This is a genomic window from Prevotella micans F0438, from assembly GCF_000243035.1.
Lineage (GTDB): Bacteria > Bacteroidota > Bacteroidia > Bacteroidales > Bacteroidaceae > Prevotella > Prevotella micans.
On record NZ_JH594522.1, the window covers coordinates 535575 to 552928 of the forward strand.

Sequence of the window (17354 nt, forward strand, 5' to 3'; positions counted from 1 at the left end):
ACGTCGTGTGTGTGTGTGTGTGTGTGTGTGTGTGTGTGTGTGTGTGTGTGTGTGTGTGTGTGTTAGCAAATTCTTTAAACCTGCCAAGAATAAAGCGTTAAAAGATTCGAGAGAAACGAAATTCCCCCGAATCCCAATTACACCTTTATATATATTCTTTTCTGTTTGAATCTGCATAACGTCGGCAAAGATACAACATATCGTTTCACACAAGCAAGGCGAGTAAAAAAATATCCGCATTTTTATAAACCTCCGCTTGTCAGCTGGTTGCTTTCCTACTTAATACATATAAGCCTACTTTGCAAAGTAGAGTTGGCAGAATATCTTATATGCTTTGCATCGTTGTGGAATTAATTCTTATCTTTGCATGCGTTTCGACATATCACGAAAACACATGAAGCGAACAATAAAAACAATAACTGAATAAGTTTATGTATTTCACACTTTTTGTCGCCGTTTTAATGACGGCTGCCTTTTTGGTTATAGCTGCTTATTCTATAGCAAAACTGATAGGGCCGCGGTCGTACAACAAAGTAAAAGGCGAACCATTCGAGTGCGGTATTCCTACGCATGGCAGCTCATGGCTGCCAATGAATGTTGGTTATTATCTATTTGCCATTCTTTTTCTGATGTTCGATGTAGAAACGGTTTTTCTTTATCCTTGGGCAGTGGCTGTAAAGTCTTTTGGGCCATTGGCACTTGGAACAATCGGATTCTTTATGATGGTTTTAGTTTTTGGCCTGGCATACGCCTGGCGAAAAGGAGCTCTTGAATGGAAATGAGAAAGCCCAAAATAAAAGCCTTTCCATACGAAGAATGGAAAGATAATGATACTCTTAGAGATATGGCCGAAAAGCTCAACGATGGAGGTACTAACCTCGTGTTGGGCAACTTAGATCAACTCATAAATTGGGGCCGAAGCAATTCTCTTTGGTCGCTCACTTTCGCAACTTCATGTTGCGGCATTGAATTCATGTCGGTGGGATGCGCCAGATATGACTTTTCGCGGTTCGGATTTGAGGTTACGAGAAACTCTCCTCGTCAGGCAGACCTTATTATGTGTGCCGGAACAATCACAAATAAAATGGCCCCCGCATTAAAGCGCCTTTATGATGAGATGGCCGAGCCGAAATACGTTATAGCTGTGGGCGGATGTGCCATTTCTGGCGGTCCGTTCAAGGACAGCTATCATGTTATGCGGGGAATAGACGAGATTATTCCAGTTGATGTTTTTATTCCCGGCTGTCCGCCTCGTCCCGAAGCCATTATCTATGGCATGATGCAGCTTCAACGCAAAGTGAAGATTGAAAAATTCTTCGGCGGTGTAAATCACAAACAAACCAAAGAAGAGCGTGAACTCGGTAAGAGTAATCAAACCTTGATTTTTAAAGAAAAATTGGGTATCTCTCCCGAAGAAATAAAAGAAGCGAGGGAAAAGGCATGGAGTGAAGCAAAGAAACCGGCCCCCAAACCGGTTCGCCCCGTGGAAGCTAAACCAGCTGCAGCTATCGCAGAAAAGAAAGATACTATTGTTGTGAATAAACCGGTTACAACAGAGGATGTTAACAAACTGGGAAAAGAAATCGACGCTCTAGATAAATCGGCAAAAACTGAAACAAACGAAGCTACAGCTAACCAAGAATAAGGTAATTGAAAAATGAAGCTAGACAATAAAGAATTCGGTTTTGAATCTTTCTCCAGTGAAATGGAGGAACTAAAGAATGAAAAGCATTTCGACTACCTTGTAACTATTGTAGGTGAAGATTTTGGAACAGACGAAGGGCTAGGATGTATTTATATTCTGGAGAATACAAATACGCACGAACGTTGCTCAGTTAAACAATTAGCCAAAACGGTTGGAACGGAGTATGTTATTCCCACTGTAAGCAAACTATGGGCTGATGCAGATTTGTTGGAACGTGAAGTGTTCGATTTCTTTGGCATAAAATTTCTTGGCCATCCAGACATGCGTCGTTTGTTTCTTAGAAACGATTTCTCGGGTTATCCTTTACGTAAGGATTTCAACATGGATCCTGAAAGGAATATGTATTCAACCGAGGATGATATAGAAATCGACACGACAACTGAGTGGTATTTAACCGATAGTGGCGACCTAAAATCAGTCTCGCACTCATTGTTTACCGACGATGACTTTGTAGTTAACATTGGTCCGCAACATCCTTCAACGCATGGTGTACTTCGTTTACAGACAATTCTCGACGGCGAAACGGTGAAACATATCTATCCACATTTGGGATATATACATCGCGGTATAGAAAAGCTTTGCGAAAATTTCACCTATCCTCAAACACTTGCACTGACAGACAGAATGAACTATCTATCGGCAATGATGCATCGCCACGCTTTGGTTGGAGTGATTGAAGAAGGGATGGGAATTGAACTTTCGGATAGGATTATGTATATCCGAACGATTATGGACGAGCTCCAAAGGATAGACAATCACCTATTATATACAGCTTGTTGCGCACAAGATTTGGGGGCACTCACAGCTTTCCTATATGGTATGAGAGACCGCGAACATGTTTTGAACGTGATGGAAGAAACAACTGGTGGTCGATTAATTCAAAACTATTACAGAATAGGAGGCTTGCAAGCTGACATTGATCCTAACTTCGTTTCAAATGTGAAGCAGTTGTGCAAATATCTTCGTCCGATGGTACAGGAATATCTTGACGTATTCGGTGATAATGTAATAACGCATAAACGCTTCGAAGGAATTGGTACAATGAACGAAGCAGACTGCATAAACTATGGTGTGACGGGACCAGCCGGCCGTGCAAGCGGATGGAAGAACGACGTGCGTAAATACCATCCTTATGCTGTATACGATAAAGTTGATTTCGAGGAGATAACCCTCACGCATGGCGATTCGATGGACAGATACTATTGTCATATTCAAGAGATCTACCAAAGCCTGAATATCATAGAACAACTAATAGATAACATTCCAACCGGCGAATTCTATTTGAAACAGAAACCAATAATTAAAGTTCCCGAGGGGCAATGGTACTTCTCTGTAGAAGGAGCAAGTGGAGAATTTGGTGTCTATCTGGATTCACGTGGAGATAAGAGCGCCTATCGTATGAAATTCCGTCCAATGGGTTTAACATTGGTTGGAGCTATGGATAAAATGCTTCGCGGTCAAAAAATAGCAGACCTTGTAACCACAGGCGCTGCTCTCGACTTTGTTATTCCAGACATCGACCGTTAGTCGTCATATAAATTATATGTATTAAGAATCAAAATCATACAATGTTCGATTTTAGTATAGTTGCGAAATGGTTCGACAATTTGCTTAGAGTGACCTGTGGGTTAGGTGACTTTTGGGTCATTCTAATCGAATGCGTACTCGTGGGACTTGCAATATTGTTAGCTTATGCGTTGCTGGCCATTGTTCTCATTTTTATGGAACGAAAGGTGTGTGCATATTTTCAATGTCGTATCGGGCCAGTTAGAGTGGGCTGGTGGGGAACACTTCAAGTTTTGGCTGATGTTCTAAAGATGCTAGTGAAAGAAATTTTTGTTGTTGATAAGGCAGATAAATTACTCTATTATCTTGCACCATTTTTAGTAATCGTAGCTTCTGTAGGAACATTTTCTTTCCTTCCTTGGAATAAAGGGGCTGAAATATTAGACTTTAATGTAGGCATATTCCTAGTAACAGCAATAAGTTCTATAGGGGTAGTGGGAATCTTCATAGCCGGTTGGGCAAGTAACAACAAATATTCAGTATTGTCTGCTATGCGTGGAGCTGTGCAAATGATTTCTTACGAGTTGTCTCTAGGGCTTTGCATTATTTCTGCTGTAATTCTCACAGGAACTATGCAGATATCAGGTATTGTCGAAGCACAGACCGGACCATGGCAATGGTTGATTTTTCAAGGACATATTCCAGCTGTATTAGCTTTCATTGTTTTTTGTGTAGCAGGTAATGCAGAAGCTAATCGTGGACCTTTTGACCTTGCAGAAGCAGAAAGTGAACTTACAGCCGGTTATCACACAGAATATAGTGGTATGGGATTTGGTTTCTATTATTTAGCTGAATACCTAAATCTTTTTGTTGTATCAGGATTGGCTGCAACTGTTTTTCTAGGAGGTTGGGCACCTATAAATATAGGGATTGAAGGCTTTGATACTGTCATGAATTATATTCCCGGTATATTGTGGTTCTTGGGTAAAACCTTTTTTGTGGTGTTCTTGCTAATGTGGATAAGATGGACTTTTCCGCGTCTACGTGTAGACCAGATATTAAATCTAGAATGGAAATTTCTAATGCCTTTAAGTCTTATAATCCTAGTACTGATGACAATTTGTGTTGCATTCAATTGGACTTTTACTATAGTCTAAAATTTATGTTCTAATAAGAATTTCATATTCTAATGGAAAATAAACTATCATATTTCGGCGAGGTCAGAGAAGCTTTAAAGACTTTATCTATTGGTCTTAAAACAACCATAAAAGAGTTCTTTACTTCTAAATCTACAGAGCAATACCCGGAAAATCGTAAGACAACACTTCATATAGCCAAGCGTCATCGCGGACGTTTAGTGTTCAAACGCGATGAGAATGAAAATTATAAATGCGTCGCTTGTTTGATGTGCGAGAAAGCTTGTCCTAATGGAACGATTAGGATAATGCATGAAATGATAACTGATCCTGAAACTGGAAAGAAGAAACGCCAGCTTATAGATTACGAATACGACTTGGGAGATTGTATGTTTTGCGAGTTGTGTGTTAATGCTTGCAATTTTGATGCTATAGAATTTACGAATGACTTTGAGAATGCTGTATTCGATCGTTCAAGGTTAATACTGCACTTAGATAAGGAAGTTTATCGAGGAGGTTCTCTTCCCGAAGTTATAGAAGGTGGAGCAAATTGGGAAATTGGAACTTTCAACACTGGCACCAAAACAAAATAAATAGATGATATAAGAGTATGGCGAAGTTGATAATGTTTACAATTCTTGCAGTAATTATACTGGTGGCGGCTATATTTTGCGTATCTACAAAACGTATCATGAGAGCCGCAACAGCCTTGTTATTCGTTTTGTTTGGAGTGGCTGGTATTTATTTCATTTTGGATTATACGTTTTTAGGAGCGACACAAATAAGTATCTATGCTGGAGGTATAACGATGATGTATATTTTTGCAATACATCTCGTTAATAAACGCACTCTTCAAGGATTATCCGAACGTTGGAGCAGTAAACGCAGTGTTGTTGCAGCTATTACCTCTCTAATTGGTCTTTCGACAGTAGTATTTATTCTTTTGAAGAATAAATTCATTAAAGAGACACTCTCTACAGCAACTTCTTCTGGAGAGTTGTCGATGGATATTGTAGGAAATACATTGATGAGCCCTGAGAAATATGGATATGTTTTACCATTCGAGTTTATTTCTATTTTTCTATTGGCATGTATAATCGGTGGTTTGGTTATTCTGAATATCAATAAAAAGAGGGAAGAAAAATGATACCAGTAGAATACTTCTTTATACTTAGCGGGTTACTATTTTTTATAGGCGTCTTTGGATTCATTACAAGGCGTAATTTAATAGCTATGTTAATCTCAGTTGAATTGATTCTCAACAGTGTGGATATAAATTTCGCAGCTTTCAACAGAATGCTTTTTCCAAATGGATATGAGGGTATGTTTTTCACGCTCTTTTCTATAGGAGTTAGCGCTGCTGAGTCTGCTGTTGCACTTGCGATTATCATTAATGTTTATCGTCATTTCAATAGTGACCAGGTAAATAGTATTGAAAATATGAAATTATAAAGAGACATTATGTTCGATTACGCATTTCTAGTACTTCTACTTCCATTTCTCAGTGCCGTGATACTGGGATTGTTTGGAATGAAGATGCCTCCTAAAATAGCTGGTATTATCGGCTCCACAGTATTAGGAACTTTATTCTTGCTTAGTCTTTATACAGCCTATCATTATTTCTTCTATACGGGTGAATATTCTGCTATGGGACAAGTATTCAATGTTGTGGATGGCAGACTTTCTAACGGATTATATCCTACAGTCACTGTATTCAATATAACCTGGTTGAAATTCACAGAATTGCTCACCTTTAATATTGGATTCCGTCTTTCCCCCATTAGTGTTATGATGCTAATAGTTATCACAACTGTTAGTTTCATGGTTCATTTATATTCATTTGGCTATATGGCTGAAAGGGATGAGAAGTACAAGTTTGAAGAATATGAGAAAGGTTTCCAACGGTTCTATGCATATCTATCTCTGTTCACGATGTCGATGTTAGGACTTGTAGTTGCGACTAACATTTTCCAGATGTATCTTTTTTGGGAGCTAGTGGGAGTTTGTTCCTATCTTCTAATAGGTTTCTATTATCCGAAACACACAGCTGTTCATGCAAGCAAAAAAGCTTTTATAGTGACTCGTTTTGCAGATTTGTTTTTCCTAATTGGCATTCTGTTTTTTAGTTTCTATGTTGGAACTTTCAATTATGATCTAAGCACGAGTCTCGAATTAACTGATAAATTATCGACAATAGCCAGTGACCCGACTATCGCATGGGCTATACCTACTGCTTTATTCCTGATGTTTATTGGAGGAGCCGGTAAATCAGCAATGTTCCCACTTCATATTTGGCTGCCTGATGCTATGGAAGGGCCAACTCCTGTATCAGCTTTAATTCACGCAGCCACAATGGTTGTAGCAGGAGTATATCAAGTGGCAAGTCTTTTCCCAATATACATAAAGTTTGGTGCTACAGAACAACTTCATTGGATTGCCTATATTGCAGCTTTTACGGCTTTCTATGCAGCTGCTGTTGCTTGTTGCCAGCGTGATATAAAACGAGGGCTTGCATTCTCAACAATTTCACAAATAGCTTATATGCTAGTTGCATTAGGAGTTTGTTTTGCTATTGACAATGAGGATGGTGGACTAGGATATATGGCCTCAATGTTCCATTTGTTTACTCATGCAATGTTCAAAGCCCTTTTGTTCCTTTGCTCAGGTGCTATTATAGTTATTATAGGCAGCAATTTCAAAGAATATATGGGAGGGCTTCACAAGTATATGCCCATTACGAATATATGTTTCCTAATAGGTTGTATTGCAATAAGTGGAGTGTGGCCTCTAGCAGGTTTCTTCTCTAAGGATGAAATCGTATCGGCTTGTTTTAAATTCTCCCCATTCCTCGGTTGGTTCATGACCCTGGTTTCAGGTATGACAGCATTCTATATGTTCCGGCTTTATTATGTAATCTTTTGGGGTGAATCTTATTATGAACAAGATCCGGAACATCGCCGTCGTCCACAAGAAGTACCTTTTATAATGTGGGGGCCGCTTGTCTTTCTTGCAATAATCTCAATATTTGCCGGATGGATTCCTTTCGGACATTTCATATCTGCAACTGGTAAAAGTGCAGAGATTCATTTGCAGCATTTTCACTTCTCAAGTGTTGCATGGTTCAGTCTTCTAGCTGCAGCTATTGGTATTGGATTAGCTACATGGATGTATCTGCCGAAACATAATCCTATTCCAAACATACTGGCTAAACGCATGCCTGCACTACACAAAGCAGCATTAAACAGATTTTATATTGACGATATATGGCAGTTCGTTACACATAGGATTGTGTTCCGTTGCTTTTCTATACCTATAGCTTGGTTTGACCGCCATGTAATTGACGGCACTTTTAATTTCTTAGCATGGGGGACACAAGAAGCCGGTGAAAGCATCCGCCCGTGGCAGAGCGGTGACGTTCGCCATTATGCTGTATGGTTCATTACGGGAACTGTAGCTTTGACATTAGTATTACTTTGCTTGATTTAAAGAAATGAGTTGGATATTGACAATTTTCGTAATAATACCCATTCTGATGTTGTTTGGCCTTTGGGTTGCTAAAAATGACAATCAGGTACGGGGTGTGATGGTAGCTGGTTCAACAGTACTGTTAGCTAGTGCAATTTGGCTAACCGTTTATTTCGTTCAGCAACGGAATCTAGGTAATACAACAGATATGCTTTTGGCTAATTCAATAATGTGGTTCAAGCCTTTAAACATAGCATTCTCTGTAGGAGTCGATGGTATTTCTGTTGTAATGATACTTCTATCAGCCATCATTGTTTTCACAGGTACCTTTGCCAGTTGGCAACTGGAACCTATGAAGAAAGAATATTTCCTTTGGTTTGTTCTTTTAGCATCGGGAGTTTTCGGATTCTTCATTTCTACAGACATGTTCACGATGTTCATGTTCTACGAGGTTGCACTTATACCGATGTATTTATTGATTGGAGTATGGGGGACCGGAGCCAAGGAATATTCCGCAATGAAGCTAACTCTAATGCTTATGGGTGGCTCAGCATTATTGATTCTGGGTATTCTTGGAATATATTATTTCAGTGGTGCAACAACTATGGATGTGTCTGAGCTTGCTCGTATGCACACAATGTCGAAAACAGCACAAAATATATTCTTCCCGTTTGTATTTATCGGATTTGGGGTACTTGGAGCTCTTTTCCCATTCCACACATGGTCACCTGACGGTCATGCCTCTGCGCCCACGGCCGTTTCTATGTTGCATGCAGGTGTACTAATGAAACTTGGAGGATATGGATGCTTGCGTATAGCAATGTTTCTTATGCCCGAAGCACTCAACATGTGGGCCCCAATATTCTTAGTACTGACTTGTATTTCTGTTGTATATGGTGCACTTTCGGCTTGTGTTCAAACTGATTTGAAATATATAAATGCTTACTCTTCGGTTTCCCATTGCGGCATGGTGCTTTTTGCACTAGTAATGACAACCCAAACAGCAATAACAGGAGCCATCCTTCAGATGTTGTCGCATGGTTTGATGACAGCCCTTTTCTTTGCTGTAATTGGTATGATTTATCATCGTGCTGGAACACGTGACGTGCGTTATCTTGGAGGGTTGATGAAAGTTGTTCCTTTCCTAGCAGTTGCTTATGTTGTCGCAGGATTAGCCAATCTTGGTCTGCCTGGCTTCTCGGGTTTCATAGCAGAGATGACCATATTTGTAGGCTCGTTCGAGAATGCTGGTATGTTCCATCGTGTAGCGACCATTATTGCCTGTACTTCTATTGTCGTAACAGCAGTTTATATTCTCCGCGTTGTGGGAAAGATTCTTTTCCAAACAATTCCAAACAAGAAATTCAATGAGCTCCACGATGCAACATGGGATGAGCGATTCTCTATTGGTGCCCTGATATTCTGTGTCGCTGGTCTGGGTATGGCTCCATTATTTTTCGAAAACATAATAATAGATGCCGTTGCTCCCATCTTCAATCACATCATAGCTTTTGCCCCAACATTGGGAAACCTTTAAAAGTCCGATGAAATGAATTATAATGATTTCTTAAAAATGATTCCAGAGGCGAGTCTTGTCGCTATCCTGATAATCTTATTCGTTTCTGATTTCGTAACAGCAAAGAAAGAAAGCCGTAAGTGGTTTAACCCACTAGCTTGTGTTTTGCTCTTTATAAACACAATTCTATGCCTGACCATCACTAGTAGCGAGAATGCGTTTGAAGGAATGTATGTAACGACATCTTCGGTTAACATTATGAAAGCCATTTTGTCTATGGGAACATTCATCGTCGTGCTTCAAAGTCGTGTATGGGCAGAAAAGAGCGGCAAAGAGGGTGAATTTTATATGCTCATAGTTTCCACTTTGCTCGGAATGTTTGCAATGATGAGCGCCGGCAATTTCCTAATGTTTTTCCTTGGGCTCGAAATGGCATCAGTACCATTGGCATGTGCCGTTGCTTTCGACAAACACAGTAAAAACTCTGCCGAAGGTGCGGCAAAATTTATCCTCACAGCGACTTTCTCTAGTGGGGTGATGCTTTATGGAATAAGTTTCCTTTATGGTGCTTGCGGAACTCTTTATTTCGAAGATATAGCTGCTAACATCAATGCTAATCCGCTAACAATTGCAGGACTTGTTTTCTTCTTCAGCGGACTAGGTTTCAAAATATCTCTTGTTCCGTTCCATTTCTGGACAGCCGACACATATCAAGGTGCACCTACAACCGTAACCGGTTATCTAAGTATTATTTCGAAAGGTGCTGCAGCCTTCACGCTTCTAAGCATTCTTTTCCATGTGTTTAGTAGTATGGTTGAATATTGGCACGTTATGATGATGATAGTTATTGTGCTATCCATAACCATTGCCAATCTGTTTGCTATCCGTCAGAACGAGTTAAAACGATTCATGGCTTTTAGTTCCATTTCACAGGCTGGATACATCATGCTCTCTGCTATCGGCAACGACTGGACAAATTCCGTGAGCAGTTTAAGCTATTATGTACTGATATACATCGTTGCCAACATGGCCGTGTTCACCATAATTTCAGTGGTTGAGCAAAACAATAATGGGAAGACTGAGATTGACGATTACAACGGTTTCTACAAGACTAATCCTAAGTTGAGCTTCCTAATGACTATCGCGATGTTCTCCCTAGGTGGCATACCGCCATTTGCCGGCATGTTCTCGAAATTCTTTGTATTCATGGCAGGTGTGAACGGTGCTGATATCAACACTAAAATGGGTGTATGGGCCTATGCAGTTGTATTTATCGCATTGATAAATACAGTAGTTTCACTCTACTATTATCTGAAGATTGTAAAAGCCATGTACATCAAACATTCCGATGCACCCCTGCCGACTTTCAAAAGCGACAACAATACAAAGTTCGCCTTGGCCATTTGCACTTCGGGCATAATTCTGTTCGGTGTGTGCAGCTACATATACGAATGGATTGCAGCTGCCGCCTAAGATAAAGAAATATGAAAATAGCATTAATAGGCTATGGAAAGATGGGCCGCATGATAGAGCAAATTGCTATTGCTCGCGGTCATGAGATTGTTTGTCGTATAGACGTTGACAATCAAGAATGTTTCGAATCGTCCGAATTCTCTTCCGCAGATGTTGCTATAGAGTTCACAAATCCCGCTTCTGCCTACGACAACTATCTGAAAGCCTTCAAACACAACGTGAAAGTTGTTAGCGGTTCAACGGGATGGATGCACGAACACAAGGCTGATGTTGAAAAACTTTGTAACGAAGGAGGACAAACTCTTTTCTGGGCAAGCAATTTCTCGATAGGCATGGCCATCTTCTCTAGCATAAACAAACGCTTGGCTGAGATTATGAACCGCTTCCCACAATATGCTGTCGAGCTCGAAGAAATCCATCACATCCACAAACTCGATGCTCCATCGGGAACTGCAATTACCCTAGCCGAAGACATTATCGCACATTTAGATCGAAAAGATAAATGGATAAAGTCGCAAGATAAAGCTACAGAAAACGAACTACCAATCTCATCCATACGCCAAGGAGAGGTACCTGGTACGCACACAATAAGCTACAATTCGGAAGCCGACAAAATCACAATCACACACGAAGCCTTCAACCGCGAAGGATTCGCCCTTGGAGCCGTCTTGGCAGCCGAATATACACAGACCCACAAAGGCCTGCTCACCATCAACGATATGTTTGATTTCAGCAAAGAACAATAAGTAATGATCGACAAAGAAAAAGCAAAACTCAACCCACGGAAACAGTGGGCCAAGTTCATAACAGTAGCTGTCCTCTATCTTCTTTTCCTCCTATGGGTCAAGAGTTGGTGGGGACTTCTAGTATTGCCATTCATCTTCGACGTCTATATCACGAAGAAAATCAAATGGCAGTGGTGGAAAAATTCTGAAGGTCCAATACGCTTCATCATGGGATGGGTAGATGCGCTTGTGTTCGCACTAGTAGCTGTCTATTTCATCAACTTATTCTTTTTCCAGAACTATGTCATCCCATCATCATCCCTAGAAAAATCGCTACTCACAGGCGATTATCTTTTCGTATCAAAAGTGAGCTACGGTCCGCGTATTCCCGAAACACCGCTCACAATGCCGCTCACGCAGCACACAATGCCCATACTCAACTGCAAAAGCTACATTTCATGGCCACACTGGGATTATAGACGCGTCAAAGGACTCGGAAAGGTTGAACCCAACGATATCGTAGTTTTTAACTTCCCCGCAGGCGATACCATAATGAGCGAACCAGCCTATCAAGGACAAGATTATTATCAATTTGCCTACACCACCGGCGAAAACATCCTTGCACAACAAACGCCCGGCATAAATCTCAAAAGCATGAACCTACAGCAACAGCGCGCATTCTATACCAAAGCCTATGAGACCGGACGAAAATTCATTGTCGATAATTCAGGAATATACGGGGTGTTAGACTGGCGACCAACCGACCGCCGCGAAAACTATGTGAAACGATGTGTCGGACTACCTGGACAAACTCTGCAAATCAAAAATCGTATCGTGTTCATCAACGGGAAACCAAATAAAGAACCGCAAGAAGTGCAGTACACCTACCTAGTAAAACTCAACAATATATCGGCTGCCGACTTGCTAGGCGAACGCTTCGACGACCTGCGGAAAGAACTCGGTATAAGCGTTGAAGATATCCAAAGCCTAACACGGCTACACGGCTACGACGTAGACCACGGATACATTCTCAACGACCAAATTCTGCAGCAGTTCGACGGTTATCTGCCACTCACCGCCAGCACCGCCGTACAACTCAAAAGTCGCGGAATAGTGAAAAATATTCGTGTCGTTACCGACAAAGACATTTACAGCGGTCCCAACTATCCCCTCAACGCATTCACCCCATGGACTCGCGATAATTACGGACCAGTGTGGATTCCGCAAAAAGGAAAAACAATAAATCTCACACTAGCCAACCTCCCGATATACGAGCGGTGCATCAAAGTCTACGAAAAGAACACCCTCAGAGTTAAAGGCGACAAAATCTTCATCAACGGCAAACAAACCAACAAATACACCTTCCAACTCGACTATTATTGGATGATGGGCGACAACCGTCACAACTCGGCCGACAGCCGCTATTGGGGATTCGTTCCCGAAGACCATATAGTCGGTAAACCTCTTTTCATCTGGTGGTCGAGCGACCCTGACCGCAAAGGTATCGGAGGCATTAGATGGAGCCGACTGTTCTCCTGGGTTAGCAACATAAAATAACCCATCCTCAATCCTAATAATAACTGCTATCGAATGATTTATTCGATAGCAGTTATTGTTTTACAAATAGTATTCTTCAGACTCCATTGAGAAGTCTTCCCGGATTCATGAGGACTCTCCTTGGATTCGTGAGAATTATCCCTATCGCAGACCTCCATCAATCCAATCAATGCCAACTCGGCCGATAGGCCGCATGTAGGGACAGACCCCGTGTCTGTCCGCGCCCCGTCCGACAAGGACGGTATAAAGACCAAACCACAAAGCAGGCGCGAAAATATTGTTATGCGGTCGGTAGACCGAATTGGAGTGGGTATCGGACAGACACGGGGTCTGTCCCTACATGCGGCCTATTGGCCGAGTGGGAGTGTATATCCAATTGCCCGTCAAGGGGCAGGATAATTTCTCTTAAACCGAGCACATGTATATATAAAAACGGTCGACCTGCACGCGTCGTCATGACGGATGCAGGTCTTAATGATTATATAAACGATATTTCTTTTCTTCCCGGATTCGAGTTCAAGAGAGGAAACCGAACCCTTATACCTGGTCTTCGCCGGGGTCTTCTTCGCGACCGGGTTTCGGGGTATCGCCCTCGCCGGGCTTCTTGCCATTGTCGGGCTTCTTACCGTCGTCAGGCTTTTTACCATCATCGCCGGGCTTTTTAGGGTCGGAGGGGTTCTTATCGTCGCCTTCTTTCTTCTTTTTGGCCGACTTTCTTTGTGCCTGAATCTTATTGAAGGTTTCGCGAAAATCGGAGGAAACGTGATTCATTGCCGTAACAAGGTCGGAAATAAACTGACGGTCGGCATCCACAGGCGAAATCAGATAACTGGCCTGAATGCACTGACAAATAGCCTCGAAAATACGCTCGGTGTTTTGGCGAGCAACCTTCGTATCGGGCAAATTCAGCATATCGCCAGCTTTTCGGCGCGACACAATTAGCTGTTCGTACTCCTCGTTCTTGTCGTGAAGATGATGAAGAATATCAGTCAGTCCGAGCGCCGTAACCTCGGGCATGAGCCGGGTAAGGTCTTTTTCCATTCCACGAATCAGTCCCGTTTCGTCCTCGTTCACCTCCTTTTGGATTCCGAAATAGGGTTTAAGCTCAACCGACAACTTATCGGCGGCCTTCCTGATGGCCCCAACGTGAGAATAACGCTGTGCGCGGATGATTCCGAAGAGATTGTTCAGCGCCTCGTCGCGCTCGCGGTCTTTATCGAGCATCTCCCTGGTGATTACCGACGCCTGTGCCTGCCGAGTAATCTCGACCTCGACTTCGATGGCATCCTTCCACTCTTTGAGCATGTCGGGCGACACGTTGATTTTCGGCAAATCGGCCTTCGAGATGAGGTCGTACTGCGTTTGATGAAACTTTGCGTGCGCCGTGTTGTTGAAGCGACCGACGCTCATCGCCTTGATTTTGACCTGGGTAGTAACCATAAATTTAAATTTTTGGATTAATATTTTGTTGAAATCATCATTCTCGTTGTCGTGATACGATTTGCAGGTTGCAGAGATGAAAAAAACATCGGCGCGAAGTGATTGTAAGTCTGCAAAATCAATATCACCTCTGTTTTGAGCAATCTGCAACCTGCAAAATGAACATCACCGTCGGTGTGGAGCGATTGTAGGCCTACAAAATCGATATCACCTTCGGTGGGAACGTTTTGCACCGTTACAAAATCGATATTACCTCCGTCGGGAACGTTTTGCAGGTTGCAGAAACGAAAAAACCGTCGGTGTGGAGCAATTGTAAGCCTACAAAATCGATATCACCTCTGTCGGGAACGTTTTGCAGGTTGCAGAAGGCTTCCCACCGAAGGTTTTTTCGTTTCTGCAACCTGCAAAATCGATTTTACGGAATAGATTCTATGCTCACCATCGGTTGGCATAATCTCCACGCCGTAGGATATCATTATCACACATTAAAATTGAGACGAACCACTTCGGATTTTTTAATAGCGGATGAATGGGAAGAAGCCATATCCCCACTCTTTAAAGTGTGAGCGAACTTCTATATGATCTTCGTAAAATCCCAATTGCCAATTGTGCATGAAATCATATTCAGTACTTGTCGGAATAGCATTGTAGGTGTATGTATAATAACTGTTTAGGAATCCCATCTGCCTAAAAGCTGAATAAAAGAATTGTGCATCCCATGCAACATTTTGAGAATCTGTTGTAGAGTTCCAGCTATCAGTACCCTGGCCAAGTACTCGGTAAGCATAAGTCCATTCACCTAAACTGCCTAAATGCCATTTCTTACCAACTAAGTTATTAGTCAATGGTATTGTAGTATTTACTGCATTCTTATTCTCGTCTATATAATAACTTGGTGCGGTGTATTTCCCACATTCAAAGAAAGCAGGAAAATTGCTATTATAGGCCTTTACTCCGAAGCCATTAATGCTATTTCCATAAGTCCATTCATAACCGTTCATATCAGTTGCAGCACTAGCAACAGTAGTGTAGTCTGTATGATTTGCTTCAGTACTAGAATAAGGAGATCTTGATTCAGAAAATGTACAGCCCCTATTTAGAGCCTTTAATCCTATTGCAAGACGTTGGCTTTGACTTATAACAACAGCTATCGGTATTTTAGAACCTCCTGCAACCTTAGCTTCTTTTGGATAGCCTACAGAGCCATCGCTATAGAGATAAAGAAAGTTATACAACAAGAATAAGTCCACTCTATACTGTCCATTCAATTCAAGCTTTTTATTGGTCTGCAAATTGAATGTAACTCCTGAAAGATTCCTTTTATATGTATTACCACTATTAAAAGTAACCTTGAGTTTAGATAATTGTGTAGAAGGGAGGAAGAGCTGATAATTATTACTATAATGAGAAGCCATTTCATCAACACCACAGCGCTCAGCAGGATAAGGCCAATTATATCCGTCACCATCTCCCTCTTCGGTCGACCATTGTTCAGTAGTAATGTCAAAGCTTGAACTCTTAGGCATATCAGCCGAGGTTTGTCCAGAAACCGTCATGTCGGAGGCCGCCATATCATAATAAGATATTATTCCGAAACGAACTCTCGAGCATACATGACTCAAGGACATAGAAGCATATTGATATTCAAATGGATCGCCCGGCGCAACAGGTTTTAATTCGAAGTTGTTATTAACTCCCATATAAGCATCCTCCAAGTTAGCATCTCTTTTTACAGTGAACTTTGTTCCGTTACGTGTTATCTTATCATTGTAGCATACAAGTTTATAAGTATCTGGCGGCAATATTAGTTTCACAATATTCCCAGAGGGACCTGTTATAAAACTACCCGAACGATTAGTTTTGCCGGAGACTTCTCCCATAACTGTGCTACCTTTAAATACAACGAGCGTACATGTTTCCTCGTCTGCGCCACCTGCACGTGTTTTCGGAGAAGGTTTTACTGTGTCTTTATGCATCGTAACAACTGCCGTGATGCCATTACCCAGGTCTTTAGCCTCTTGGAAAAGAGTGTCGAGAGAAGCTTGTTTGCCTGTTCTAGAGTTTATCACTTCTTCTTCGCCGTAATCTTGGAATTGAACATTCACGGCTACTTCACGTGGCTTATCACTATTGTTGTTTGGCTCCTCAATATTTTCCTTATTAGAGCAAGCCGACAATATACCTACTAAAGCAATAAGTAATGATAATCTGATTATAGTCATTGTCTTTATTCTTTTGGTTTCTATTCTAATAATCATTCTTCATCTTCTTCAAAGAAGCTGTTTTCTTTTACAGGTGCCATTCCGCTTTCGGGGCCAACAAAGCCATTTCCACCTACAAAAGATTCTTCATTTTTCCAATTCTCACGACCCATGTATCCAGAATACATGCTCTTGCAAATCATACTTTCAACTTCCATCACCACAACATTAGATTGTGGACGTACATAATGTTTCTTTTTCATTTATTATTCGTTTTATATTTTGTAATGTTATTCTAAACAAGGTGCACTTTTGAATTGCTTGCAAGCATAAAGAATTCTACTTCGGTTTCTATTGCCATATACCAGGGTGCGGTGTAGGCGCGCTTCCTAAAATCTGTTTTGTTCATTTTTCGATTATTTTTTAAGTGAATATTATTCCGTTATCTCTTCCTTACATGGCTCGCAAAAGGGTACGACAAATGAACAACAAATCTCGCTGGAGTATTGTTGTTTAAAGTATTTGCGTAACTTATACGCGCGCGTAAAAATAAGTTAGGTGAGGCTAGATGCCTGTGTGTGTGTGTGTGTGTGTGTGTGTGTGTGTGTGTGTGTGTGTGTGTGTGTGTGT

15 protein-coding genes are annotated in these 17354 nt (G+C 41.4%); 12 read left to right on the forward strand and 3 right to left on the reverse strand.

What is annotated here, in order from left to right:
- The first annotated feature begins 431 nt into the window (after positions 1–431).
- The 12 genes from HMPREF9140_RS06715 to lepB are packed head-to-tail and all read left to right on the forward strand — an operon-like array spanning position 432 to position 13083.
- Entirely contained in the window at positions 432–782 is a 351-nt protein-coding gene (locus tag HMPREF9140_RS06715; protein ID WP_006952882.1) for an NADH-quinone oxidoreductase subunit A, read from the forward strand.
- The gene (locus tag HMPREF9140_RS06720; RefSeq protein ID WP_006952883.1) at positions 773–1645 is read left to right on the forward strand and encodes an NADH-quinone oxidoreductase subunit B; all 873 of its coding nucleotides are present in this window, start codon (positions 773–775) and stop codon (positions 1643–1645) included. The genes HMPREF9140_RS06715 and HMPREF9140_RS06720 overlap by 10 nt, the downstream gene beginning before the upstream one ends.
- A 12-nt stretch (positions 1646–1657) precedes the next feature.
- Entirely contained in the window at positions 1658–3232 is a 1575-nt protein-coding gene (locus HMPREF9140_RS06725; RefSeq protein WP_006952884.1) for an NADH-quinone oxidoreductase subunit D, read from the forward strand.
- Between the two features lie 41 nt (positions 3233–3273).
- Positions 3274–4368 (forward strand): NADH-quinone oxidoreductase subunit NuoH, encoded by a 1095-nt coding sequence (gene nuoH, locus HMPREF9140_RS06730; protein WP_006952885.1) that lies wholly within the window; start codon positions 3274–3276, stop codon positions 4366–4368.
- Positions 4369–4400: 32 nt separating this feature from the next.
- Positions 4401–4940 (forward strand): 4Fe-4S dicluster domain-containing protein, encoded by a 540-nt coding sequence (locus tag HMPREF9140_RS06735; protein WP_006952886.1) that lies wholly within the window; start codon positions 4401–4403, stop codon positions 4938–4940.
- Between the two features lie 17 nt (positions 4941–4957).
- The gene (locus HMPREF9140_RS06740; RefSeq protein ID WP_025073397.1) at positions 4958–5494 is read left to right on the forward strand and encodes an NADH-quinone oxidoreductase subunit J family protein; all 537 of its coding nucleotides are present in this window, start codon (positions 4958–4960) and stop codon (positions 5492–5494) included.
- Positions 5491–5799 (forward strand): NADH-quinone oxidoreductase subunit NuoK, encoded by a 309-nt coding sequence (gene nuoK / locus HMPREF9140_RS06745; protein ID WP_006952888.1) that lies wholly within the window; start codon positions 5491–5493, stop codon positions 5797–5799. Before HMPREF9140_RS06740 ends, nuoK begins: the two co-directional genes overlap by 4 nt.
- 9 nt (positions 5800–5808) lie before the next feature.
- Positions 5809–7833, forward strand: coding sequence for an NADH-quinone oxidoreductase subunit L (gene nuoL / locus HMPREF9140_RS06750; RefSeq protein WP_006952889.1), 2025 nt, complete (start codon positions 5809–5811; stop codon positions 7831–7833).
- A 4-nt stretch (positions 7834–7837) separates the two neighbouring features.
- The gene (locus HMPREF9140_RS06755; protein WP_018571852.1) at positions 7838–9349 is read left to right on the forward strand and encodes a complex I subunit 4 family protein; all 1512 of its coding nucleotides are present in this window, start codon (positions 7838–7840) and stop codon (positions 9347–9349) included.
- Between the two features lie 12 nt (positions 9350–9361).
- The gene (locus HMPREF9140_RS06760) at positions 9362–10801 is read left to right on the forward strand and encodes an NADH-quinone oxidoreductase subunit N (RefSeq protein WP_006952891.1); all 1440 of its coding nucleotides are present in this window, start codon (positions 9362–9364) and stop codon (positions 10799–10801) included.
- Between the two features lie 11 nt (positions 10802–10812).
- Positions 10813–11547 carry a 4-hydroxy-tetrahydrodipicolinate reductase gene (gene dapB, locus HMPREF9140_RS06765; protein WP_006952892.1) on the forward strand — a complete coding sequence of 245 codons (735 nt, stop codon included), beginning with the start codon at positions 10813–10815 and terminating at the stop codon, positions 11545–11547.
- Positions 11548–11550: 3 nt separating this feature from the next.
- Complete coding sequence (gene lepB / locus HMPREF9140_RS06770) at positions 11551–13083, forward strand: signal peptidase I (RefSeq protein ID WP_006952893.1); 1533 nt, start codon at positions 11551–11553, stop codon at positions 13081–13083.
- Between the two features lie 537 nt (positions 13084–13620).
- On the opposite strand, the gene HMPREF9140_RS06775 is transcribed toward lepB, so the two are convergent.
- The 3 genes from HMPREF9140_RS06775 to HMPREF9140_RS06785 form a co-directional block, all read right to left on the reverse strand.
- Complete coding sequence (locus HMPREF9140_RS06775; protein ID WP_006952894.1) at positions 13621–14523, reverse strand: DUF6261 family protein; 903 nt, start codon at positions 14521–14523, stop codon at positions 13621–13623.
- Between the two features lie 515 nt (positions 14524–15038).
- Entirely contained in the window at positions 15039–16781 is a 1743-nt protein-coding gene (locus tag HMPREF9140_RS06780; protein WP_018571849.1) for a hypothetical protein, read from the reverse strand.
- On the reverse strand, positions 16778–16987 hold the full coding sequence (locus HMPREF9140_RS06785; protein ID WP_006952896.1) for a hypothetical protein: 210 nt from the start codon (positions 16985–16987) through the stop codon (positions 16778–16780). The genes HMPREF9140_RS06780 and HMPREF9140_RS06785 overlap by 4 nt, the downstream gene beginning before the upstream one ends.
- Between the last annotated feature and the right edge of the window lie 367 nt (positions 16988–17354).